Source organism: Thermodesulfitimonas autotrophica (assembly GCF_003815015.1).
Classification (GTDB): domain Bacteria; phylum Bacillota; class Desulfotomaculia; order Desulfotomaculales; family Ammonificaceae; genus Thermodesulfitimonas; species Thermodesulfitimonas autotrophica.
Map to the genome: position 1 here is coordinate 1 of NZ_RKRE01000001.1, position 23,298 is coordinate 23,298.

General features: G+C 57.1%; 20 protein-coding genes, 1 pseudogene and 1 CRISPR repeat array. Of the genes and pseudogenes, 16 read left to right on the forward strand and 5 right to left on the reverse strand.

Annotation, left to right across the window (positions count from 1 at the left end; translation table 11 throughout):
- The 8 genes from ltrA to EDD75_RS00035 all read left to right on the forward strand — a co-directional run.
- A partial coding sequence (gene ltrA, locus EDD75_RS00005) for a group II intron reverse transcriptase/maturase (RefSeq protein WP_123926212.1) occupies window positions 1-1,188 on the forward strand: 1,188 nt, incomplete at its 5' end.
- A 66-nt stretch (window positions 1,189-1,254) separates the two neighbouring features.
- Window positions 1,255-1,518, forward strand: coding sequence for a hypothetical protein (locus EDD75_RS00010; protein WP_123926214.1), 264 nt, complete (start codon window positions 1,255-1,257; stop codon window positions 1,516-1,518).
- Between the two features lie 251 nt (window positions 1,519-1,769).
- Window positions 1,770-2,456 carry a hypothetical protein gene (locus EDD75_RS00015; protein WP_123926217.1) on the forward strand — a complete coding sequence of 229 codons (687 nt, stop codon included), beginning with the start codon at window positions 1,770-1,772 and terminating at the stop codon, window positions 2,454-2,456.
- A 121-nt stretch (window positions 2,457-2,577) separates the two neighbouring features.
- Window positions 2,578-4,995: direct repeats of the CRISPR family, unit length 30 nt; unit sequence GTTTCAATCCCTCATAGGTAGGCTGAAAAC.
- 326 nt (window positions 4,996-5,321) lie between these two features.
- Complete coding sequence (locus EDD75_RS00020) at window positions 5,322-6,188, forward strand: tyrosine-type recombinase/integrase (protein ID WP_245963006.1); 867 nt, start codon at window positions 5,322-5,324, stop codon at window positions 6,186-6,188.
- Between the two features lie 38 nt (window positions 6,189-6,226).
- Complete coding sequence (locus tag EDD75_RS00025) at window positions 6,227-7,183, forward strand: DNA-methyltransferase (RefSeq protein ID WP_211328019.1); 957 nt, start codon at window positions 6,227-6,229, stop codon at window positions 7,181-7,183.
- Between the two features lie 3 nt (window positions 7,184-7,186).
- Window positions 7,187-8,143, forward strand: coding sequence for an XcyI family restriction endonuclease (locus EDD75_RS00030; RefSeq protein ID WP_123926220.1), 957 nt, complete (start codon window positions 7,187-7,189; stop codon window positions 8,141-8,143).
- A 196-nt stretch (window positions 8,144-8,339) separates the two neighbouring features.
- The gene (locus EDD75_RS11065) at window positions 8,340-8,501 is read left to right on the forward strand and encodes a hypothetical protein (protein ID WP_170157631.1); all 162 of its coding nucleotides are present in this window, start codon (window positions 8,340-8,342) and stop codon (window positions 8,499-8,501) included.
- The gene (locus tag EDD75_RS00035) at window positions 8,474-9,979 is read left to right on the forward strand and encodes a recombinase family protein (protein WP_123926223.1); all 1,506 of its coding nucleotides are present in this window, start codon (window positions 8,474-8,476) and stop codon (window positions 9,977-9,979) included. Before EDD75_RS11065 ends, EDD75_RS00035 begins: the two co-directional genes overlap by 28 nt.
- A gap of 7 nt (window positions 9,980-9,986) precedes the next feature.
- Here the strand turns inward: EDD75_RS00035 and EDD75_RS00040 are convergent.
- Window positions 9,987-10,328, reverse strand: a pseudogene (locus EDD75_RS00040) (sigma factor); the annotation flags it as partial.
- 148 nt (window positions 10,329-10,476) lie between these two features.
- Here EDD75_RS00040 and mobAB point away from each other — a divergent pair.
- The 8 genes from mobAB to EDD75_RS00080 all read left to right on the forward strand — a co-directional run bounded on the left by mobAB (window position 10,477) and on the right by EDD75_RS00080 (window position 18,853).
- Window positions 10,477-11,607 (forward strand): bifunctional molybdenum cofactor guanylyltransferase MobA/molybdopterin-guanine dinucleotide biosynthesis adaptor protein MobB, encoded by a 1,131-nt coding sequence (mobAB, locus tag EDD75_RS00045; RefSeq protein ID WP_123926230.1) that lies wholly within the window; start codon window positions 10,477-10,479, stop codon window positions 11,605-11,607.
- A complete protein-coding gene (locus EDD75_RS00050; RefSeq protein ID WP_123926233.1) occupies window positions 11,601-12,125 on the forward strand; it encodes a YqeG family HAD IIIA-type phosphatase in 525 nt (174 codons plus the stop codon). The genes mobAB and EDD75_RS00050 overlap by 7 nt, the downstream gene beginning before the upstream one ends.
- Before the next feature lie 4 nt (window positions 12,126-12,129).
- Window positions 12,130-13,008, forward strand: a complete 879-nt coding sequence (locus EDD75_RS00055) for a shikimate dehydrogenase (protein ID WP_123926236.1) — start codon at window positions 12,130-12,132, stop codon at window positions 13,006-13,008.
- Window positions 13,009-13,131: 123 nt separating this feature from the next.
- On the forward strand, window positions 13,132-14,295 hold the full coding sequence (gene aroC / locus EDD75_RS00060; protein ID WP_211328065.1) for a chorismate synthase: 1,164 nt from the start codon (window positions 13,132-13,134) through the stop codon (window positions 14,293-14,295).
- On the forward strand, window positions 14,292-14,825 hold the full coding sequence (locus EDD75_RS00065; RefSeq protein ID WP_123926239.1) for a shikimate kinase: 534 nt from the start codon (window positions 14,292-14,294) through the stop codon (window positions 14,823-14,825). Before aroC ends, EDD75_RS00065 begins: the two co-directional genes overlap by 4 nt.
- The gene (gene aroB, locus EDD75_RS00070) at window positions 14,822-15,904 is read left to right on the forward strand and encodes a 3-dehydroquinate synthase (RefSeq protein WP_123926242.1); all 1,083 of its coding nucleotides are present in this window, start codon (window positions 14,822-14,824) and stop codon (window positions 15,902-15,904) included. The genes EDD75_RS00065 and aroB overlap by 4 nt, the downstream gene beginning before the upstream one ends.
- Window positions 15,905-15,949: 45 nt before the next feature.
- On the forward strand, window positions 15,950-17,656 hold the full coding sequence (gene gspE, locus EDD75_RS00075) for a type II secretion system ATPase GspE (RefSeq protein WP_123926245.1): 1,707 nt from the start codon (window positions 15,950-15,952) through the stop codon (window positions 17,654-17,656).
- Between the two features lie 102 nt (window positions 17,657-17,758).
- Window positions 17,759-18,853: a type IV pilus twitching motility protein PilT gene (locus EDD75_RS00080; protein WP_211328066.1), complete on the forward strand. Its 1,095-nt coding sequence runs from the start codon at window positions 17,759-17,761 to the stop codon at window positions 18,851-18,853.
- A gap of 34 nt (window positions 18,854-18,887) precedes the next feature.
- On the opposite strand, the gene EDD75_RS00085 is transcribed toward EDD75_RS00080, so the two are convergent.
- From EDD75_RS00085 to EDD75_RS00100, 4 genes are read right to left on the reverse strand one after another with little or no spacing between them, the layout of a single operon-like run.
- On the reverse strand, window positions 18,888-19,229 hold the full coding sequence (locus EDD75_RS00085; protein WP_123926251.1) for a hypothetical protein: 342 nt from the start codon (window positions 19,227-19,229) through the stop codon (window positions 18,888-18,890).
- Window positions 19,230-19,248: 19 nt separating this feature from the next.
- Window positions 19,249-20,691 carry a PAS domain-containing protein gene (locus EDD75_RS00090; protein WP_123926255.1) on the reverse strand — a complete coding sequence of 481 codons (1,443 nt, stop codon included), beginning with the start codon at window positions 20,689-20,691 and terminating at the stop codon, window positions 19,249-19,251.
- A 50-nt stretch (window positions 20,692-20,741) separates the two neighbouring features.
- Entirely contained in the window at window positions 20,742-21,356 is a 615-nt protein-coding gene (locus EDD75_RS00095) for a response regulator transcription factor (RefSeq protein WP_123926258.1), read from the reverse strand.
- Window positions 21,319-22,953, reverse strand: a complete 1,635-nt coding sequence (locus tag EDD75_RS00100; protein ID WP_123926261.1) for a sensor histidine kinase — start codon at window positions 22,951-22,953, stop codon at window positions 21,319-21,321. Before EDD75_RS00100 ends, EDD75_RS00095 begins: the two co-directional genes overlap by 38 nt.
- Between the last annotated feature and the right edge of the window lie 345 nt (window positions 22,954-23,298).

Genomic DNA, 23,298 nt, shown 5'->3' on the forward strand with positions numbered 1-23,298 from the left:
GACCTCCTACGAGAACGCTGGCCCCAGGTTCGTGAAGAACTCCTTCAGGGGACCTACCGGCCCCAGCCTGTCCGCAGGGTCGAAATCCCGAAACCGGGCGGAGGCACAAGGCTATTAGGGATACCCACCGTTTTGGACCGCTTGATCCAACAGGCCCTCCTGCAAGTATTGACGCCCATCTTCGACCCCGCGTTTTCCGGTGCAAGCTACGGGTTCAGACCCGGAAAGCGAGCACACGACGCGGTTAGAAGAGCGCGGCAATACGTGGAGGCAGGATACGGCTGGGTCGTGGACCTGGACATCGAGAAATTCTTCGACCGGGTCAACCACGACATCCTCATGTCCCGAGTGGCCCGGAAAGTGACGGACAAGAGAGTATTGAAGCTCATCCGCCGTTACCTCCAGGCCGGGGTCATGCTAAATGGGGTGGCGGTGAGGACAGAAGAAGGAACCCCGCAAGGCGGCCCTTTAAGTCCGTTGCTAGCCAACATCCTTCTGGATGACCTGGACAAAGAACTGGAGAAGCGGGGACACAAATTCGTCCGCTACGCTGATGACTGTAACATCTACGTCAGAAGCCAACGGGCCGGAGAACGGGTCATGGAGAGTATCCGGAACTTCCTGCAGGAACGGTTAAAACTCAAGGTCAACGAGCACAAGAGCGCGGTAGACCGGCCGTGGAAACTGAAGTACCTGGGGTTCAGCATGTACAAGAACCAGGGGAAAGTCCTCGTTCGTCTGGCTCCGCAAACCATCGAGCGGGTCAAGAATAAAATCCGGGAATTCACTTCCCGGAGCAAACCCGTTAGCATGGAAGAGCGGATTAAGCGGATTAACGCCTATATGGGCGGCTGGATGGGATATTTCGCCCTGGCTGAAACACCCAGCGTCTTTGAGAGCATCGAAGGCTGGATGAGACGCCGCCTGCGGATGTGCCTCTGGAAGCAGTGGAAGCGAGTCTGCACCCGCTACCGCGAACTGCGCGCTTTGGGCCTACCAGAAGAAGTGGTTCACCACTTCGCCAACGCCCGTAAAGGGCCGTGGCGGATGTCCCATGGGCCGATGAATAGAGCCCTGGGCAACACCTACTGGGAGGCCCAGGGCCTGATGAGTTTGACCGCACGTTACCGTAACATTCGTCAAGCTTGGCGAACCGCCCGGTGCGGACCCGCATGCCGGGTGGTGTGAGCGGACGGGGGCTAGCCGCCCCCTCCTACTCGATTTTAGAAAGCTCAAGGAAGGGAGGCGAGGCTGGTGAACACTTGCGCCTGGTCCCTGGGAGGCGGAACCTGCGCCCTCTACACCGAGGACCCGGAGGCGGCGAAGGCGGCCCGGCAGGCGAACCTGCGCCCGATGGCCACCTACTACCACCTGAAAAGCAAGGGCGCGTTCGCCTGGCAGTTCGCGGGGCCGGAGGAGAAGGTCAAAGCCGTGGCCAAGGCAGCGAAGAAAGGCGTCAAAAAATGCCCCGAAAACGGAGTAGTCCGCGCCGTTTCTGAAAACGCCTGCGGAGCTTAGAACGATGCGGGTTTGCGGGCAATACACCAGCGAAAGAACGGCAACGTTTTAAAGCCGGACGTATAAAACCATTACCCGCCTGTTTTTCGCGCCGTCTACCCCCAAAATTTGCTCCCATATTTTGTAAAAAGCCCTCAAACCTTAGAGTCGTGCGGGTTTGAGGGTTTTTCTTTTAAAAGCCCTCAAACCTTAGAGTCGTGCGGGTTTGAGCGCGTTAGCAATTAGAAAACTAAAAAGGAGGGTGAGCAGGTATGGACGTGAGGTGTTTGGTCTGCGGTAGAAATTTCACCCCCTTCCACGCCGAGCAGCGGTACTGCGGCGAGTGCCGGGAGGCGGAGCGGCGTTTCTGGGAAGCCGAGAGGGAAAGGATCGCGGCGGCGATACGGAAAGAAGGGCAGTGGGCGGAGCTGCCGGAGGGGATGCCCGACCCGTTTCAGTGCTCCTGCGGGCGCTCCCTAAAACTCCCCGCTCCGGGGGAGCGGGTGGCCTGTCCGAGGTGTGGGAAGGTGTTTTCCCGCTCGAAGGAAAGACGTCCCTTGCGCTTCCCGCCGGGCTTCGTCTCCTTCCGGTGCGCCTGCGGAAAGGAACTCGTCTCTCCGGGCGGATTGAAGACCTGCCCTTCTTGCCTGCGTTTTTACCGGGTGGCCGAGGGGAAAGCGGCCCTCCAGGAAGACGGGTTTCTGCGGTGCCCTGTTTGTGGGAGAGTGGTAACGAAGCAGCCGGAACCGGAGGCGGTTTACGCCTGCGTCTGGTGCCGGACAACAGTCGCCGCCCCGAGAGAGACCGAAAAGGAACGCGAAGAGAAGCTCTGCCCCGACTGCAACGAGCCGTTCGCGCCCGCGAACAACCGCCAGGAGCGCTGCCCGGAGTGCGCCAAACAACGGCGCAGGGCGAAGCAGCGGGAGCTGATGCGGAAGCGGCGGGCGAAGGGGGCGTAGCGGGAAAGAAGCGGCGGGGGTAAAATTCGGAGGTGCGGGTGCGCGCCCCCGCCGCCAATTTTGATCCTCATAGGTAGGCTGAAAACTCCGTAAACCTCCCATTTACCCCGCCACTTAGACGGTTTCAATCCCTCATAGGTAGGCTGAAAACGCAAGTCTGGCCGGCACGCCTGGCTCAGCAAGGAGGACGGTTTCAATCCCTCATAGGTAGGCTGAAAACTTACAACGTCCTTGACTTAATCGAGTTTAAGGACGTGGGTTTCAATCCCTCATAGGTAGGCTGAAAACCACCGCCAGCACGATACCGAGAATGGCTACGCCAAGGTTTCAATCCCTCATAGGTAGGCTGAAAACCCTTCTCCATAGCTGCCTCTACATCATCCCCGAACGGTTTCAATCCCTCATAGGTAGGCTGAAAACTGAGCTTCCTGACTAAATCGCTTTACACGGCGCAAGGTTTCAATCCCTCATAGGTAGGCTGAAAACTATCTGATTCTGCTGGCGTTGAACATTGTGTTGAACGTTTCAATCCCTCATAGGTAGGCTGAAAACGTAGGTGCATTGGCAAACTGGGACTGCGTGAACGAAGGTTTCAATCCCTCATAGGTAGGCTGAAAACTGTTACACCTCCTCAAACTCAAGAGTCAACCGCTTGACCGTTTCAATCCCTCATAGGTAGGCTGAAAACTTCCATAGGGGGTTTACAATAGAGGTAAGTTGTAGTGTTTCAATCCCTCATAGGTAGGCTGAAAACGTAAGCTCCTTGGTGGTGAACGCACTTACTGGCAGCGTTTCAATCCCTCATAGGTAGGCTGAAAACGGCTGATAGCCTTTGCTGCTGGCGTGAATCTTTGGCGTTTCAATCCCTCATAGGTAGGCTGAAAACTGGCTACCGGGCCGGCGAATTTACCGTCCCCTGCTGTTTCAATCCCTCATAGGTAGGCTGAAAACCTCGCCGCCGCCAAAGCAGCAGCGCGAGAGATAGAGGTTTCAATCCCTCATAGGTAGGCTGAAAACCAAACATTGCCAACTATGGCACTATTATAGCTACTCTGTTTCAATCCCTCATAGGTAGGCTGAAAACTAGTAAAGAAGATTACGCCGCCAGCAACTCCTGTGCGTTTCAATCCCTCATAGGTAGGCTGAAAACAGGTCGGCCCCGGTAAGGAAGGAGGAGGAATATGCTGTTTCAATCCCTCATAGGTAGGCTGAAAACTTTCCGTAGTGCTCAGGTTCAGGGTTTTGGTGTAGCGTTTCAATCCCTCATAGGTAGGCTGAAAACACGAAGTAACCCTGGAGTGGTATCAGGACTACGGCACGTTTCAATCCCTCATAGGTAGGCTGAAAACGTTCCAGGGCGCACCTTCGGCGGCTGCTCGACCGGCGTTTCAATCCCTCATAGGTAGGCTGAAAACAGGAGGTAATTAGCGGTATGTTTAAGGATGTGCCAGAGTTTCAATCCCTCATAGGTAGGCTGAAAACGGGCAGGGCGGTTAACCCTGCTATCGAAGTTCCTCCGTTTCAATCCCTCATAGGTAGGCTGAAAACTTTTAAGCGGGTGCGAGAACTAGAAGAGGTCCTGCGGTTTCAATCCCTCATAGGTAGGCTGAAAACCGGACAAAAGAGGTGCTGATTGGCCGGCCTTCCGGGTTTCAATCCCTCATAGGTAGGCTGAAAACTAGCCAGAGCCTCAGCCACGATCTCCTGGTCGCGCTGTTTCAATCCCTCATAGGTAGGCTGAAAACGCTATCTACCCTGACCAGAGGCGTGATCTCGTACCCAGTTTCAATCCCTCATAGGTAGGCTGAAAACCATCCTTGCCGGTCGCTTCGGCTATCTGTTCCGCCAGTTTCAATCCCTCATAGGTAGGCTGAAAACCGACTACGGGCGTTACAAGGGCCTTGGCCAGTGGCGGTTTCAATCCCTCATAGGTAGGCTGAAAACTGGATACCTGCGCTCAAAACCCTGCGGATCAAAGCCGGTTTCAATCCCTCATAGGTAGGCTGAAAACCCACCCGACCAGAAGCAGCCCGCGAACCACGAAGCGGTTTCAATCCCTCATAGGTAGGCTGAAAACCGCATAACCCCATTCGTCCGCAGCTTTGAACTGCGGTTTCAATCCCTCATAGGTAGGCTGAAAACTTGTGTGGTGCAGGAGGTAGCGGAGGAGGAGCCACGTTTCAATCCCTCATAGGTAGGCTGAAAACACTTGAGTTTGTGGGCCACGGTCGGAGGGTAAACCCAGTTTCAATCCCTCATAGGTAGGCTGAAAACCCCCAGGTCGGCCCAGCGGGCCTCCGGGGGCTGGACGGTTTCAATCCCTCATAGGTAGGCTGAAAACCCCACCTCAACCAAGGTCGCAAAGGCTTTATTTGCGTTTCAATCCCTCATAGGTAGGCTGAAAACTACATACACACGCTCTTTGACAATTAGCGCCGTTGGGGTTTCAATCCCTCATAGGTAGGCTGAAAACTGCGAAGGTGGATGCGCTTTGCGCGGAAGGACAAAAGTTTCAATCCCTCATAGGTAGGCTGAAAACCCGTCGAAGGGTTACCGTTAATAGACTTTCGCCACGATTAACAAAATTCCTGCTCGACCGAAAAAATTTTTTCAAGCCGAACGCGAAATCCCAGAAACCGGCACGGCGCAAGGGATTGCGCGGCAAGCGGCCGTCGCCGGAGAGGTGTCGTCGATCTCCAGGAGAAACCGCGCCACCGGAGGTCGACGACAAAAACAGACCTTTACAGTCCACAAAACGTTCCTTTTGTGAACCAAACAGGCGGAAAAAGGCGCAAAAGTGAGGCCGGAAGAGGCCCCTAACGGCAAATTTTTGGTTCGCAAAAGGAGAAAGGAGGTCTGCGTCGAATGCATAATGTGATGGACACGTTCACCCGTTTCAGGGACAAGCTGCTGGCGAAAGGGCTTTCCCCGGGCACGGTCGAAGTGTATCTCGGGCACCTGCGCCGGTTCTTCGCCTGGGTGGAAGGGACCTATGGCGAGACCGACCCGGCGGCGGTCACCCCGCTCGACGTGGCCGACTACCGGCGGCACCTGCAGAACAGGGACAGGAAGCCCGCCACGGTCAACAACGCCCTGGACGCCATCGGGTCCTTCTTCGCCTGGGCGAAGGAGGCCGGCATCGTCCAAAGCGACCCGACGGAAGGCGTGAAGCGGCTGCCGGAGGAGAAATCGCCCCCGAAGTGGCTCTCCCGGAGGGAGCTGGGGGCCCTGGTGCGGGCGGTGCAGAAGCACGGGAGCAAAAAGGAGCAGGCTTTGATCGCACTCCTCCTGCACGCGGGGCTGCGGGTGTCGGAAGCAATTTCCCTGCGGGCGCAGGACGTGGTTATCCGGGAGCGGTCCGGCCACGTGATGGTGCGATACGGCAAGGGCGGCAAATGCCGGGAGGTGCCCCTGAACGCCACGGCGCGGCGCATTCTGGGCGAATACCTGTCGGGCCTTTCGGGCGAGTGGCTCTTCCCCGGCAAAAACGGCGGTCCGATGACCCGACGGGCGGCGGAAAAAGCCCTGGCGAAATACGGCAGGCTTGCGGGGGTGGAGGTCACCCCGCACCGGCTGCGGCACACCTTCTGCAAGATGCTGGTGGACGCCGGGGAAAGCCTGGACCGGGTGGCGATGCTGGCGGGGCACTCCAACCTGAACACCACGGCGCGCTACACCAGGCCGGGGAAGGCCGACCTGGAGGCGGCGGTAGAGAAAATCGCGTGGGAGTGAGAAAACAGCAAGAAAAGCATAGGCAGGTGTGGTGAAGTATGGAACCAACTTTGTTCGATCCTTTATACTACACTGAAAAAAAACAAAAAGAAAATACTATCGTTATCGGCCCCCCTTCTTTGCTTTCTAGGATTAACAAAGATACATCGTACATAATAAACGGGGATGCCTTAACTGCACTAAAACAGCTACCAGAAGACACCGTTCAGACTTGCGTTACCTCGCCGCCATACTGGGGGCTTCGGGATTACGGGATTCCCGGTCAGATCGGGACAGAGATGGACATTAACGAATATTTGGATAAACTTGTTAAGATATTCCAGGAGGTAAAAAGGGTTTTAAAACCCGACGGAACTTTCTGGTTGAATATAGGCGACGGATACACCAGCGGAGGCAGGACTTACCGGGCGCCCGACAAAAAGACGGATAACGGCCACACGGTGCGCGGATTGCCTTTCAGGCCTCCTACCCCGGTAGGGCTAAAACCGAAAGATCTCCTGGGTTTGCCGTGGCGATTGGCTTTTTTGCTACAAGAAGACGGCTGGTATTTAAGAGCGGATATTATCTGGTTTAAACCCAATATACTTCCTGAAAGTGTTAAAGATAGGCCAACTATTGCTCATGAATACGTTTTTCTGCTTACTAAAAACGAACGTTATTATTACGATTACCAAGCTATTCTCGAACCTGCGGCTTCCGGTAAAGGTTATCGAAATAAGCGTTCCGTTTGGGTTGTCAATACCGAACCTTATCCAGAAGCTCACTTTGCAACTTTTCCTCCGTCTCTTGTTTTACCCTGTATCCTTGCCGGATCAAAACCGGGCGATTTTGTGCTTGACCCTTTTCTGGGATCGGGCACTACAGGATTAGTCGCTTTGCAACACAAAAGAAATTTTATCGGAATTGAGTTAAACCCTGAATATTGCGCGTTGGCCGAAAAAAGACTGGTTCCTTACGCCACAATCCTAAAAAACGAAACCGAAACGGAGGCCTGAATTGTGGAAACCTTGATTCCCACAAAACAAATGTGGGTGATCGGCCGCTTAAAGTCCGAACGTGGGAAAATTCTGCGTGACGCCTTAAGGGAAGCCGTGGAGAAAGTAGGAGTCCAGGCTATTGACCGCGAACTTCACGATTTGGTCAACACAAACGCCCTTAATAAATTAGGCGCATTCGGCCTGCGCGGGGAAGTCCTTTTTGCCGTGCCCTGCCTGATTAAAGAAAAACCGACTATTTCGGGTTACTACCGACTTGTCCTAGGAATTTCCCAAAAAGAGTACGGCAGGAAGGGTCTGGATAAGTGGATTAAAATTGAAAAAGGAGAAAACGTTACTGTTTCGGAAAACGAAGTCCGGGATCTTTGTGTAATGCTTATCGAGGCAGGAGAACGGTTGTTGAGCGCATTTACCAGCAAGGATAACATCACTGAAGATTTCTTCCATGAACTTGCCTTACTAACTCTGGGGGCGCAATTGGACGGAAGCTACCGAGTAATTGTCGGCCAGAAGGCGGTAGCTGTTGTCCGAGAGCTAATCGGGAACATTGTTAAACCTAAAAACCCTAATGGTTTCCAGGAAAAGGGAAATGAAATCGAATTCAGCAACGCGGCAGGGCGGCGGGTAAGAATACGTTTTGGCTCCGACCCGGATATACTGGTTAGCGAGCGTTCTGGAAACCAATACCGGCACCTGCTAGCGATAGAAGTAAAAGGGGGTAGCGACCCTTCTAATATCCACAATAGATTGGGCGAGGCAGAAAAAAGCCACTTAAAGCTATCCGCAAGCGGTGTCTTGCGCTGGACTATAATAGGGGTTCCGGTTGACGAACAAACGGCCCGGATGCGCTCACCAAGCACAAATCGGTTTTATGCAATAAGTAATTTACTTATTGACGGGAGCCAAGAGTATGAAAGTTTTAAACGAGATTTGATTTCAATCTTAGGTCTACCTGAATAGAGAAATATTTTTTCACGACCCTGGGCTTTACCGGGCGAAACTTTTCGCCCGGTTTTCCTTTCGTAGATACAGCCCAGCACCACCGCAAGATCACTCCCGGGGCGCGGGATCCCATCCCGCGCCTCTTTCTTTTTTTAGAGGCCTGGTGGTAGGACAAACCGCCGGGCGCGTAGAATTTCAAGGGGAGATGAGATGGTTGGCGGCGAAGAAACCAAAGGAAGCGGTCAAAATCTCGATCCGCGTCTCCTGCGGCGGGGGCGACGGGCTGAAGGACGCCCTGCGCCTCCTGGCGAAGAAGGTCCTGGAGAAGAAGGGAGTGCGGGAAGAGCGGTGCGCGCAGCGATCTACGTCCGAGTGAGCACGGAAGACCAGGCGCTGCGCGGCTACTCCCTGCCGGAGCAGCGCGAGGCCTGCCGGAAGAAAGCTGAAGAGCTTGGCGCGGTCGAGATAATAGAGTTCGCCGACGAAGGGGTGAGCGGGGCCACGCTCGACAGGCCGGGGCTCAACGCGCTCCTCGATGCGGCGCGGGAAGGCCGCGTGGACGTGGTGGTCTGCCGCGACCTCGACCGGCTGTCGCGCCGCCTGGTCCACCAGCTCCTGCTGATGGACGAGCTGGAGAAGGCGGGCGTCCGGATGGTCTTCCTCGACTTCGCCTGGCAGGACACCCCGGAAGGACGGCTCTTCCTCAACATCCGCGCTTCGATAGCCGAGTACGAGCGGGAGACTATAAAGCGCCGCACCACGCGGGGCAAGCTCCGCAAGGCCCGCGAGGGCGGCATTCCTATAAGCTTCAACGTCTACGGATACCGCTACGACCCGGAAACGGGCAAGGTCTCCGTGGTCGAGGAAGAGGCCGAGTTCGTTCGCAAGATGTTCGAGTGGTTCACCACGGAGGATATCGGCATTGTCGGCGTCGCCAAGAGGCTCAACAGGATGGGGGTCCCCACGCGCAAAAACGCGCCCCTGTGGAAGCGCCAGGTCGTCTGGCAGATACTCAGGAACCCCGTCTTCAAGGGAGAGTGGCGCTACCGGGGCGTGACCGTCCCCGTCCCCGCCATAGTGGACGCCGCGACGTGGGAGAGGGCGCAGGAGAAACTGCGGGAGGCGCGCCGCCTGTGGGCCAACAGGGGGCGGCACGACTACCTGCTCTCGGGGATAATCACCTGCGGCCACTGCGGGAAGCCGATGCACGGGGTATACATCGCGTGGTGGGGCAAGAAGGACCGGCGCTATTCGTGCTCCAAAACGAAGGAGTGCGCGGGCTACACCGGCTGCCGCCCGCCGCGCTACGTGCTGGCGGACAGGCTGGAGCAGGCCGTGTGGGAGAAGGTCAAGGAGGTCCTCTCTGACCCCGACGCGCTCGCGCGGGAGGCGGCGGCGATGGCCCCGCAGGCGGAAGGTCTCCGGCGCGAGCTGGAGAACGTCGAGGAGCTCCTTGCCCGGACGGAGAAAGGCCGGGAAGCGGTGCTTTCGGCGCTGGCCTCGGGCCTCTGCGACCTCGACGCGATCGCCAAGAGCAAGCTGGCCGAGCTGAAGCGGCGCAAGGAGCGTCTGGAGGCCCGGAAGAAAGAGATCGAGGCGGCCCTCCGTGCCGCGGAGAGGGCGGCGGTCGAGGCGGAAGAGCTGCGCGCCCTGGCGAAGCAGGTCTTGAGCGAGATGGACTCCTTTTCGTTCGAGGAGAAGCGCGCCCTGGTGAGGGCGCTGGTCGCCCAGGTGATTGTGACGGGCAGGCCGAAGCCGGGCAACCCGGACAAGAGCATGGAAGGCGTGAACGTGACCGTGGTGCTGCGTCTGGGAGAGACCGGAATAGCTGGAGTTATTTCCCGTAAGGAATAGTCAGTTACATGTCATTCTCGATACATTTCGCCGCGTAGGTGGCCAGGCGCGTCCCTTTTTTGGGATTGTAGGTGTTGATTGCTTTCACCAAACCTACGGTGCCGATCGAGATGAGCTCTTCGGTCTCGTAGCCGGTAGCTTCGTATTTTTTGACGATATGGGCAACAAGGCGCAGGTTGTGCTCGATAAGGATGTTGCGGGCCGCTTCGTCGCCGCGCAACATCTGCCGGAGGTATTTCTTTTCTTCGTCCGGCGTAAGGGGCTGGGGAAAAGAATTATTGGTCAGGTACCCAAAGAGCAGGAAAAAGTCACCGGTAAGGCTGAAAGCCGGGATCATTAGCGCCAGCATCCAATCCCTCCCGTTTCTATTTGCCGGTTATTCTCTGGGTGCGGACGCACAACTATATTACGTGCCCCGTGTTGCTCGCGTGCCTGTCCAGGGCGAAATTTGTTTAAACCCTCTGGCGGTTGGCGCCTTTTTGGGTTAAGCTTAAAATATGAGGGCAACCGCTCTAGTCTTAGCTGGCGGCAAAAGCACCCGGATGGGAGAGAATAAGGCGCTGCTGCGGATCGATGGACGTCCGCTGGTGGCGCACGTTGTCGCGGCGCTGCGGGCCGTATTCCCCGAGGTGATTATCAGCGGTGATACCGGGCTTTTTGCGGGTTACGCTGACCGGGTGGTGGAAGATATATTCAAAGGTGTGGGGCCACTCGGCGGGATTCACGCCGGGCTAGTCTCGGCCCGCTACGAGGTGGTTTTCGTTGCGGCCTGCGACCTGCCGTTTGCGGACGGGGAGGTGGCGGCGTTCATCGCCGGGCAGATGGAGGGCTTCGATGCGGCGGTGCCGTGTGTGGCGGGGAGGTTGCAGCCGCTTTTCGCGGCCTACCGCAAGAGCTGTCTGGGGCCGATTACCAGAATCCTGGAGCGGGGCGAGCGGCGGGTGGCCGGCTTCTTCCCCGCGGTGCGCGTGCGGTACCTCACGGAAGCAGACTTTGCCTGGCGGCCCGGGATAGAGCGCGTCTTTTTCAATGTGAATACACCGGCGGATCTGGCGCGGCTCCGGTCAGCTGAGGCCTCCTGGCAGCGCGGTGCGGCCAGGGAGGCTCCGGCCCCCACCACAGTGGGCACGGCCTGGCCGGTACCTGTTTTGGGCGTAGTCGGGACGTCAGGGGCAGGCAAGACGGGGTTGATTGTCCGGCTGGTTGCCACCCTGCGGGAGGCGGGCTACCGGGTGGCCGTCCTGAAGCACACCCGGCACCCATTGTTAGATACGCCCGGCAAAGATACCGAGCGGTTCATGCGGGCAGGTGCGTCCAGGACGGCGCTTGTAGGGCCGGGCGGCTTCTTTTACTTTCAGGATGGCGCGGAGCTTTCTTTAGAGGAGGCCATAAAGCTGCTGAGCCGGGACGTGGATATGGTTATCGTGGAGGGATACCGGGAGGCGCCCATTCCTCAGGTCCGGGTCCTCGTCCCGGGCGAAGAGGCGGCGGTTGATGGGCGGACGGTAGCGGTGGTAAGCAGCGAACCGGTCTGCCTCCCGGTGCGCGTTTTTCATCCGGAGGATGTTGCCGGGATGACTGCTTTTTTAAGCGATCGTTTCCTTAAACGGGAGGATGGGCGTTGCTGAGGCTTATTCTTCCGAAACTCTACGTAGATTCGGTTTTCGAAATCACCCCGGAGCTTCTCAAGAGCAGGGGTATTAAGGCTTTAATTCTAGACCTGGACAATACGCTTGTGGCCCGGGGGCAAGAATGGGCCGAGCCCCGGGTACTTGATTGGCTCGCCGCTATGCGGCGGGAAGGCTTTAAGCTCTGCATCGTGTCGAATAACAGCCGGCAAAAAGGGGGAGCGCTGGCGCGCCGCCTCGGCGTGCCCGGCGTGTTCCGGGCCGTGAAGCCGCGCGGCAAGCCCTTCCGTAAAGCTCTCGCTCTGCTCGGGACGGGCCCGGAGGAAACCGCGATGGTCGGCGACCAGCTCTTCACCGATATCTTGGGCGGGAACCGGATGGGGCTTTATACCATCCTGGTGTCGCCGCTTGGGGGACCCGACTTCATCCTGACCAGGCTTATAACCCGCAGGATTGAGCAGCTTTTCCTTCCTTTTATTAGGGCGCGGCGGTCGCTAGGCGCGGGAGAGCGGTGCTGAGGTCATGATCAACGGTGAAACAAGGGTTACCGGCATCTTCGGTGACCCGGTGGCGCACACTCTTTCGCCCGCGATGCATAACGCGGCGTTTACCGCCCTGGGGCTTAATTTTGTCTATCTCCCTTTCCACGTGCGGCGGGAGGCGCTTGCAGCGGCGGTGGCGGGAATCAAGGCGCTCGGGCTTGCGGGGGTCAACATCACCGTGCCGCACAAAGAGGCGGTGCTGCCCCTGCTGGACGAGGTGGCGGAAGAGGCGCGGCTGATCGGTGCCGTGAATACGGTGGTGAACCGTGGAGGGGCACTTGTAGGGTATAATACCGATGCTACCGGCTTCTTGCGGGCCTTGCAGGAAGCGGGTTTTGACCCGGCGGGCCGCCCGGCGGTAGTTATTGGTGCAGGCGGGGCGGCGCGTGCGGTGGTAGTGGCCCTGGCTCGTGCCGGGGTCGGGGAGATCACCATCTTCAACCGGACCCTTAGCCGCGCTGCGGCACTGGCTGAACTAGTGCGGGCTGAAGGGATAGCGGCGGCGGCGCTATCCTGGGCGGATCTGACAGGTGCCGGGAAAAAGGTGGTTGCTCAGGCGGCGCTGGTTGTTCAAACGACGAGCCTGGGGATGCACCCGCAGGAAGAGGATGCCCCACCGGTGCCGCCGGAGGCTTTGGGGCCGGGCCAGCTTGTGGTGGACCTCATCTACAGCCCGCCGGAAACCCGGTTCTTGCGGCTGGCGAGGGCGGCAGGGGCGACAACGCAGAACGGGATGGCGATGCTGCTGCATCAGGGGGCTGCAGCTTTCGAGCTTTGGACGGGGCGGGAGGCGCCCGTCGGGGTGATGCGGGCGGCGCTCGAAAACGTTCTACGTTCTACGTTCGAGGTTCAAGGTTAGGGTTTATGAAGGTGCATGAGGTTGCGGTCTGGTATGACGTCTTTTAGCGTTGAACGTTGAACGGACCCCAGAGCTCTATCAGTATAAGGTTAAACGTCTATCTCAAGGGGGAGGCAGATGGTGCTGCGTTACCTGACAGCGGGAGAATCGCACGGTCCCGCGTTGCTTACTATAGTAGAAGGGATACCGGCAGGGCTTTGGCTCACGGCGGATTACATTGACCGCCAGCTTGCGCGCCGCCAGGGAGGCTACGGCCGGGGCGGTCGCCAGCGGATTGAAGAGGATCGCGTAGAGATCCTCAGCGGTGTGCGGGGGGGCTACACCCTCGGTTCACCGATCGCCCTGAAAATTAGCAACCGGGACTGGGCAAACTGGCGGGAGGTTATGGGGCCAGACCCGGAAGCGCGCCTCGACGAACGCGTGGTTACGCGGCCCCGCCCGGGGCATGCGGATCTCGCCGGGATGCTGAAGTACGGGCACCGGGACCTCCGCAACGTGCTGGAACGGGCGAGCGCCCGGGAGACGGCGGCCCGCGTGGCGGCGGGAACTGTGGCGCGCCGGTTGTTAGAGGAGTTGGGGATTGAGGTGGCCGGCCAGGTGCTCCGGATCGGGCCGGTGGAGGTGCCGCCGTTTGATGCGCCGCCGGAGGAGATCCGGGGGAAGGTTGAAAAGTCCCCGGTTTATTGCGCCGATAAGGCGGGAAGCGAGGCGATGGTGGCGGCCATCGACCGGGCGCGGGAGGAAGGGGACTCGCTCGGCGGTGTCTTTGAGGTGCGCGTTTACGGTGTCCCGCCAGGGATAGGAAGCTACGTCCACTGGGACCGGCGCCTCGACGGCCGTTTGGCTCAGGCGGTGATGAGCATTCAGGCGATCAAGGGCGTCGAGATCGGGATGGGTTTCCGGGCCGCTTCTCTGCCGGGGTCGGCGGTGCAGGACGAGATCTTTTACGCCCCGGGAAGGGGTTTTTACCGGGAGCGCAACAACGCGGGGGGCCTTGAAGGTGGCGTTACCAACGGCGAGCCGATTGTAATCCGGGCGGCGATGAAGCCGATCCCGACCCTGCGGCGCCCGCTCAAGAGCATCGATATTTTCACCAAGGAGCGGGTCGAGGCGGCTTACGAGCGTTCGGATATCTGCGCGGTGCCAGCGGCCTGTGTTATTGCCGAGGCGGTAGTAGCCTGGGAAGTGGCGCGGGCCTGCCTGGAGAAGTTCGGCGGCGATTCGCTGGCCGAAATTAAAGAGGCCCTGGAACGTTTGCAAGAGCGTGTGAGGCGGGTGACGCGGTGAAAAATGTCGTGCTGATCGGCTTTATGGGGACGGGGAAGACGGCGATTGGGAAAAGACTGGCGCGGCTCTTGGGCTGGGAGTTTATCGATACGGATGCCGAGATTGAGCGCTTGACCGGCAAGAGTGTCGCCCGGATCTTCGCGGAGGACGGGGAGGTACGCTTCCGTTCGGAGGAGAACTTGCTCTGCCGGAAGCTTACCCAGCGCGAAAGATTGGTGATCGCCACGGGCGGCGGCATGGTGCTCAATCCGGAGAACGTGGCGCTGCTGAAGCAAAACGGGGTGCTGATCAAACTCTACGCCGACCCGGAAGTGATCATTGGGCGGGTTAAGGCCAAAAAGGAACGGCGGCCGCTGTTGAAAGGGAATCTAGAAGAGCGGGTACGCGAGCTTCTCGCGGCGCGGGAAGAAGCTTACAGCATCGCCGACTTTGCCGTGGATACGGGCAAGCAGGACCCGGACAGCTCGGCGGCGATCATCTACGACTATTTAAGGAAGCGAAATCTTTTAGATGGGGACGTTAGCGGATGAGGGAAGTTAGTGTATCGCTCGGGTCGCGCAGCTACCCGATTTACGTTGGGCCAGGTATCCTGCGGGAGGTTGGGGATTTGGCCCGCCGCCACTTAAGCGGCGAACGGGTACTGGTCGTTACCAACCCGACGGTTGCCTCGCTGTACGCGGCGGCGGTGGAGGAGAGCCTGGCGGCAGTAGGTTTTGTGGTGCGGCGGGCGGAGATTCCCGATGGCGAGGAGTACAAGACGCTCGCTACAGTGGCCGCTCTCTACGATGCGGCGCTTGGTGCGGAATTGGAGCGGGGCGATACCGTTCTTGCTCTAGGTGGCGGCGTGGTGGGTGACATCGCCGGTTTTTTGGCCGCAACCTACATGCGGGGTGTAGCTTTCGTGCAGGTGCCGACGACGCTTTTGGCGCAGGTCGATTCGAGCGTCGGGGGTAAGGTCGGGGTAAACCACCCGTGGGGGAAGAACCTGATCGGCGCCTTTTACCAGCCGCGCTTTGTGCTGGCGGATGTGCGCACGCTGGCCACCCTTCCGTTACGCGAGGTTCGGGCAGGCCTGGCCGAAGTAATAAAGTACGGCGTTATCCACGATGCAGCCTTTTTTGCGTGGCTCGAGGCGAATTTCGAAGCGCTGCTTAAGCTTTCGGATGCGGCAGTGGAGCAGGCGGTGGCGACCTCCTGCGCGATTAAAGCGGCGGTCGTTTCTGCCGATGAAACAGAAAAGGGGCTGCGCGCGATTCTCAACTTCGGCCACACCCTCGGCCACGCCCTTGAGGCGGCCACCCGTTACGAGCGCTTTGTCCACGGCGAGGCGGTGGCGATCGGGATGGTCTTCGCGGCGCGGCTGGCCAGGCGGCTCGGCTACTTCGAACCGGCCGGGGTGGAGCGGATTGCGGCGCTGGTGCGGCGGGCCGGGCTCCCCGACGCGATTCCGCCGGATATCGCGCCGGAAGCGCTCCTCGATGCGATGCGGCGGGATAAGAAGGTGGCGGCGGGGCAGCTCACCTTTATCCTTCCGGAGGCTATCGGCAAGGTGCGGATTGTCCGGGGGGTGCCTGCCGATATAGTGCGTTCCGTGCTGGTTGAATACTGACCGAAAAGTAGGGTTTGGGGGCGGGTTTAAGCGGAGGTGTAGTTAGTGGCTAAGGCACTAGGGCAGCAACGGCGTCTGGGCGATTTTCTCCTCGAAAATAAACTGATTACTCCGGCTCAGCTCCAGGAGGCGCTCAAAGTGCAGCAGCAGACGAAGGAGCGGCTGGGGAAGGTTCTTGTTAAGCTCGGGTACGTATCGGAGCAGGATATCCTTGATGTGCTGGAGTTCCAGCTCGGAACGCCCCAGGTGGACCTCAATACGGTGCCCCTCAACCCGCTCGTTGTCGAGAGCGTTCCCGAGCATCTGGTTCGCCAGCACAAGGTTATCCCCATCAAAAAAGAAGGCAACAAGCTGGTGGTGGCGATGGTCGACCCGCTCAACGTGGTGGCCATCGACGACTTGCGCTTGGCCACCGGACTTGAGATCGAGCCCGTACTAGCGAAAGAAAAAGATATCGACGCGGCGATTCAGCGGTACTTTGGGCTTCCGGGGCTGGAGAAAGCGCTGGAGGAACTCGATGCTCCAGAAGTGGTGCAGATGGAGGCGGTTAACCTCGACCAGCCCGAGCGGGAGGCGGTTGACGAAGCCCCTATTGTTCGCCTGGCCAACTCGATAATCATCCAGGCGATTAACGAGCAGGCCAGCGACATCCACATCGAGCCCCAGAAGGAAGATGTCCGGGTAAGGTACCGGATAGACGGGATGCTGCAGGACGCGATGACCCTACCGCGCAAATTCCGTTTTCCCCTCGTTTCCCGGATCAAGATCATGGCCGACCTCGATATTGCCGAGCGGCGGGTTCCCCAGGACGGGAGGATCCTGATCCGCTACCGGGAGCGAGAGGTAGACCTGCGGGTTTCGACGATGCCCACCGTTTTCGGCGAAAAAGTGGTCATCAGGCTTCTCGATAAAGGGAAGATGCTTTTGCGTATCGACCAGTTGGGTTTTTTAGAGGATAACCTGCAGCGTTTTAAAGACATAATCCGGCGCTCTTTCGGGATGATTCTGATCACCGGCCCTACCGGCAGCGGCAAGACCACCACCCTTTATGCGGTTTTGTCCGAAATCAGCGCGCCGGAGCTCAACGTGATCACCGTGGAGGACCCGGTAGAATACCTTTTGCCGGGGGTGAGCCAAGTGCAAGTGAACCCGAAAGCCGGGCTCACCTTTGCCCGCGGCTTGCGCGCCATCCTCCGCCAGGATCCCGACATCGTGATGGTGGGGGAAATCCGGGACGGGGAAACGGCAGAGATCGCGATCCGGGCGGCGATGACGGGGCACCTGGTGCTTTCAACCCTCCACACGAATGACGCTGCCGGGGCGGTGACCCGCCTCCTCGACATGGGGATCGAGCCTTTCCTGGTGGCCTCTACGGTTCTCGGCGTCACGGCCCAGCGGCTGGTCCGGGTGGTCTGCCCGCGCTGCAAAGAGCCTTACGAGCTTGAACCGGGAGCGCGCCCCCGTTTCTTTATGGGCCTCGATTACGACGCGCCGGTTACGCTCTACAGGGGGCGGGGCTGCCGTTATTGCAACAACACCGGTTACCGGGGGCGCACCACCATTTGCGAAGTGCTCACGGTGACGCCTGCGGTCAGGGACCTTATTGTAAAGCGGGCGCCGGCGGCGGAGATCCGGGAACAGGCGATCGCCGAAGGAATGCGGACTTTGCGCGAGGACGGCATCGCCAAGGCGCTAAAAGGGGTCACGACGATTGAAGAAGTGATGCGGGTGGCTTACGCGGAGGAGAATTAGTTCGAAGTTTGTTAGTTCGAAGTTCGAAGTTCGAGGTTGGATAGTTCGCGGGTTGAAGCTCGGGAGGAGCCAAGAAACATTCAGGGTGGCGGAGGAATGTCGCTGGAGATCCAGGAACTCTTGACCCTTGCCGTAGCGCGGAAGGCTTCCGACCTGCACTTTACGGTAGGTGTGCCGCCGGTTTTGCGGATTAACGGGGAACTCCACCCGCTGGCTCAAGGGGAAATGCCCGGCGGCACGGAGTTGCAAGGAGAGGAAGCGGCGAAGCCCCTTACCCGCGAGGATATTGTGGCGCTGCTGCGGCAGCTTGCGGATGAAGAGCGGCAGCGGCGCTTTTGGGAGGTTGGGGAGGTCGATTTTGCCTACGGTGTGCCCGGGCTCGGCCGTTTTCGGGTTAACTGCTTCAAGCAGCGGGGGAGCCCGGCGATCGCTATCAGAGTTTTAAACACCCGGATCCCTAGTCTTAAGGAACTCGGCCTGCCAGAAGTGGCGGCGCATCTTGCCCGCCGGCCGAACGGGCTCATCCTGGTGACCGGGCCTACCGGGAGCGGGAAATCGACAACGCTCGCAGCGATGATCGACCTTATCAACCGGGAGCGGCGCTGCCATATTATCACGCTCGAGGACCCGATCGAGTACCTCCACCGCCACGGCCGCTCGATCGTCAACCAGCGGGAGATCGGTGACGATTCTAAGAGTTTCGCCACCGCGCTGCGGGCCGCCCTGCGCGAGGACCCCGACGTGATTTTGGTCGGGGAGATGCGCGACCTCGAGACAACCGCGATCACGCTCAACGCTGCGGAGACGGGCCACCTGGTGCTGGCGACGATGCATACACCTAACGCTGCCCTAACGGTCAACCGCATTGTGGACATCTTTCCGCCCCACCAGCAGGCGCAGGTGCGGGTGCAGTTAGCCGGCGTTTTTCAGGGGGTAATCGCGCAGCAGCTCCTGCCGCGCGCCGACAGGCAGGGTCGGGTATTGGCGGTGGAGGTTCTTGTAGCCACGCCCGCCGTCCGCAACCTGATCCGGGAAGGGAAAACCCACCAGATAGCCTCCGCCATCCAGACGGGCGCCCGCTACGGGATGCTTCCCTTCGAACAGAGCCTGCGCCAGCTTTACGCTGCGGGGCTGATCACCCGCGAGGAGATGATGCTCCGGGTAAGCGACGCGGAGCTATTGCAGCGGGGCGGGTAGGGAAATCCCGCGTCCGGTTTGATGCTCGAAACAATCACATATAGCCCCACTTTCGCCGGTAATCGAGTTTGATCTCGAACTCGCACGGCTTAAAACCGTTCGCCAGTAACAGCTCCTTTACTTCGTGAGCCTCCAGGTCGTTCCCTTCGAGGATAACGGCTTCCTTGGTCCCCCGTGAGCGCCAGCCGCGGTTGAGTAGCAGCTGCGTAATGGCGGCTACCCGGGCCAAACGTTCGGCAAGAAAGTTTCTTAAATTGTAGATGTCTTCGGGTTGAACCGGGGTTGCCGTCCGGATTCTCTCTAACGGCGGGACTTCATCCGGCAGCCAAGTTCTTTCGAAGAGTTTGAGAATAACGGTAACCTGGTAATCGACCATTGTCCTTGCCTCCCTCTCTTCACAGTACGGAATTTACTTCCGGCGGGGTGGTTACGAGTACCAACGCGCCGCTATAATTGCCTTCTTCATCATAGACGTAAACTACCTCGGCGGTTGTGTTACTGGAAGTTAATTTTACCGGTTTAATTGTACGGGAGCCAATGTTGCGGTAAATGAAGCCGGCCAGTTCGGGATCAACCCCGTCGATACTGAGGCCGGGTTCGAGGGTGCCCCAGTAGCACCGGGCTAAGAGGTTAGCCTGGGCGACTTTGTGGTGCCTGTCGATATAAATGACGGCCATAGGCAGGGTTTCAATTAGCCGGCTAAGAACGTTAAAACAAGTTTTTTCCTGAGCACCTGAGCCAATAACGGTGATGGCCCCTAAAACCTTACCTTTCTTGACCAGCGGGGCGTGAATGGCTTCGAAGCGCCGGTCCGAGATTTGAAAAGTCAGGGTGCCGTAGGTTTTTGCACCGCTCTGAGCGTCACCGATATGCCCGAGAATTTCTTTTAAAGGCGTCCCCTTCAAGCTCTTCTTTTTTTCGCTGAAGATTTCGTGAGCGGCCTTGTTGGCAAATACGATCCGTCCGGCATTATTGGTAATGATGACTCCTTCATTGAGATAATTGAAAATTGCGAAGTCAACGTTTTCAAAGTAGGAAAGCGCGCTGTTTACCCGCCATAGTTCCACCAGGAATTGATAAAGGCAACAGTAAAGGGCAAGAAGCAGGAACATGATGGTGATGGTGCGGTAGATATTAAGGTTGTTCTCCGGGAAGAAGAAAAAGAGGCTCCAGGGTGGCTCGCCCACCTTTGCGAAACTGACTTCGTGCCACACACCATCTACCAGTAGCCTTCCTTCATGGTGAGAAAAATGACTGAGCGCCTCTTTTTCAAAGGGCCAGACGACCGGATAATTGTTTGGCCCGAAGACAGCTACTTTGCAGGCGGTGTTCAGGAAATTAAAGGTCATTTCTTCCTGAAAACCTGCAGCTCTGTAAGCGAGCACCAACCAGTTATTACGGAATGGTGTGGCCGCCGTAACCGTCATTTGGCCAGTTTGGTCTTTATCCACGCCCAGGATTAACGTTTTAGTACCGCGGGGAACCCACTTTTTTTCGGGTTTTAAAGTTTCGCGAGAGGTTCCGGAAATAACAGCCCCGCTATCATCAATGATCCACGCTCCAGTAATCCGGGGGTCGAGCGTAGTGAGCCTGTCCAAGGCAGTACTTTTCTCGTCCTGCCGGGCAAGTTCCCTTGCTGCCCTTTCGGTAACCGCTTCCAGGTCTCTGAGGAAGTAATTCGTTTGGTTAATCGCGATCTGGCGGATACTTTCTTCGTAGTTTGTCATAATTTTTTTGAGGAAGCGGAACTCCATCGTAAAAAGCACGGTGATCGCACTCAGGAAAAAGACGGCTATAAACAGGAAAATGGCGTTTCTGGTTGCGGCGGATCTTACCATAATATCACATCCTTAAACGCTAACCAAGCGTAGTTCACTCATCGGTAGCGCTATCGCAATAGACCTCGCTTGGCAGCTACCGCTAGTGCTTCCTCAATGGTGCTCACCCCGAGTTTGGTACAGAGACCTCTAATTCTCCGGCGGAGGGTGGAGAGGCTCATGTAGAGTTTAGCGGCGATCTCTTTTTGGTTCTCGCCTTGAGCGATCAGCTGCAAGATGTTGGTTTCTGTATCCGAAAGGCAAGGTTCACGGTTTGCCAGGAGTAGTTGCGCCTGGAGGCCGGGATAGATGTAAATGCTTCCTTTATAGACGGTGAGAATGGCCGACTTGATTTCTTCGAAGAACGCATACTTAGGTACAAAGCCCTTGACCCCTCTTTCTAATGCTTTGCGAACTAACGTAATATCATCATAGGTAGTTAAAATGATTATTTTGAGCTGCGGGAAGGCGCTCAATAATTGACTGCAGAGTTCGAGCCCATCCCCATCAGGCAGGCCGATGTCCAAGAGGACGATATCTACGTTCCCGTCCGTATGTTTTAACGCTTGGGCGAAGGAGTCGGCCTGCGCTACCACCTGAAATTTATCTTCGGTTTCAAGTAACTTTTTCAAACCCTCGCGGAAGACGTTATGATCCTCCACCAGCATGATTCTGATCTTCTCCATCTTCCACGCCCCCCTTTTTAGGCAGGGTTAAGGTAACACAAAACCCGCCATCTTTGTAACCATAACTAAGCTGGCCGCCGATTAAGCGTGCGCGTTCCGCCATGCCCCATAATCCTTTTCCGGGTGTTGGTGGAGTTTCTTTAATGCCGCCATTGTCGATGATTTCGATCGTTATGTTTTCGTTGTTGTCGCTGAAGTAAATGTCTATTTCTGTAGCTGCAGAGTGCTTGGCAACGTTAGTCAGCGCCTCCTGGATAATCCGGTAGACGTTAATCTGGGCGGCCATACTTAGGGGGAGAGATTGTTTCTGGTAGTAAAGATAGACTTTCCGGTTGTGAATCCGTTCGAAATTAGCTACGTATGACTCGAGAGCCGGAATAAAGCCCACTTTTTCGATTAGATACGGGTGAACATCATTCATGATATTGCGCATATCGATTGCTGCCTTTTGGCAGTGCGTACGCAGCATCAAAATGTTTTCTTCTTCTGCCGGCGAAAGTTGACCCTGCTTCGTCCGCAGGATGTAGTCCAGGCCATGAATAATGGTGGACATATAGCGGCCAATCCAGTCGTGGATCTCGGTGGATATTCGTTTCCTCTCGGCCTCCATGATCTCTAACAGAGCATGTTCGTTCCTTTCGGAGGCATCCCTAACCATGAGGGCGACGCTTACGGGCCTGCGCCGGATAAGAACCGGGATGTAGTCGATGGCGAGGGAGAGCTTGGCTTTTTCACCAGAGTAATTTACGCGGTAGCCGGCTATCTGCTCTTTTTGGCAAAGAACTTGGTAAACCGGCTCCATTACCGTCTGTAAGTGGGGGAAGAGCCGTAAAATTTCCTCTAGCGTTTTACCGGTAACCGCATCCCGCTGAAGCTGGAAGAGCCGCAGTGCCGCATGGTTAATGTACTTCAGTCTTTCCTGCCGGTCAATTACCATCACCGCGTTAAAGTAATAGTCTACCAGATGGCGTAGAACCGGAGGCTCGTTTAAGCCCAGCCAGAAGAGAAAGAGTAGCCCTAAAACGGTTCCGAAGGATAAAAGGGAAAGAAAAACAACGAACGAACTCCTCGCTCTCACGGTAGTGAGGGCATCTTGGAGATTGCTGTCACTTTCTTTTTGGGCTGCCTCACTTATGGATGCTACCTGAAGGAGGAGTTGCCGGGTAAGGTCTTGACATTGCTGCCGGAGAAGTTCGACTTCCTGCCTGTTGGCACCGGTAAGCCCTGACGGTAAGAGTTCCTTTTCGACAAGAGAATTGTAGGTTCTAGTCAAGGCGATGAGTTCTTCTACTGCCGGTTTTTTCGGTTGACTTACAAGATTATATAGTTCCAGTTCACTTTTTAGTGTCTGGCTAAGATAGCGTTGGGACTCGCTTAACGACTCTGGTTTTTCGTAAAGGAGGTATTCTTCTACAGAGGTTGTTAAACGGCTAACATTAACGGTAATTTCCTGGCACTTAAGCGAGCTTATTAACTGCCTATCCAATTCGCGTAACTGGATAATTGTGGGATATCCGGCGCCAATTAATAGCATAAGTAAAACTATCACAATTAGGAGCAGAAGAATTTGTTGTTCTCTGGTCAGGTTGAGCGCCATGGATAACGTTCCTGCTAAGGTATTTTCACTGCGTAGAGAGTGCTGTTAAAACAATACGATCAAGACACTCTGTTCTCCTGCGGGGATTTTCTGGGAGTGACGCCATAAGAGCGGAGCGAGAGCTTTTTGGTTTTTAAGATGACCTAAAAAGTTCAGTCGTGTGCCTAACAGAGGGCGTCACAGCGAGCCTTTTAGGTCGGGTTGACGTCCGAAACTGTCAATGGCGCGCTGGCCCGTTGATTCCACGGTTAGCGATTCGATAATTTGTACGTAAAAAGAAGGCCGAATATGCATGGGGGTGATCTGCGGGTTTAAGAGATAGTGGGCACAAACGCACAAAGGTAG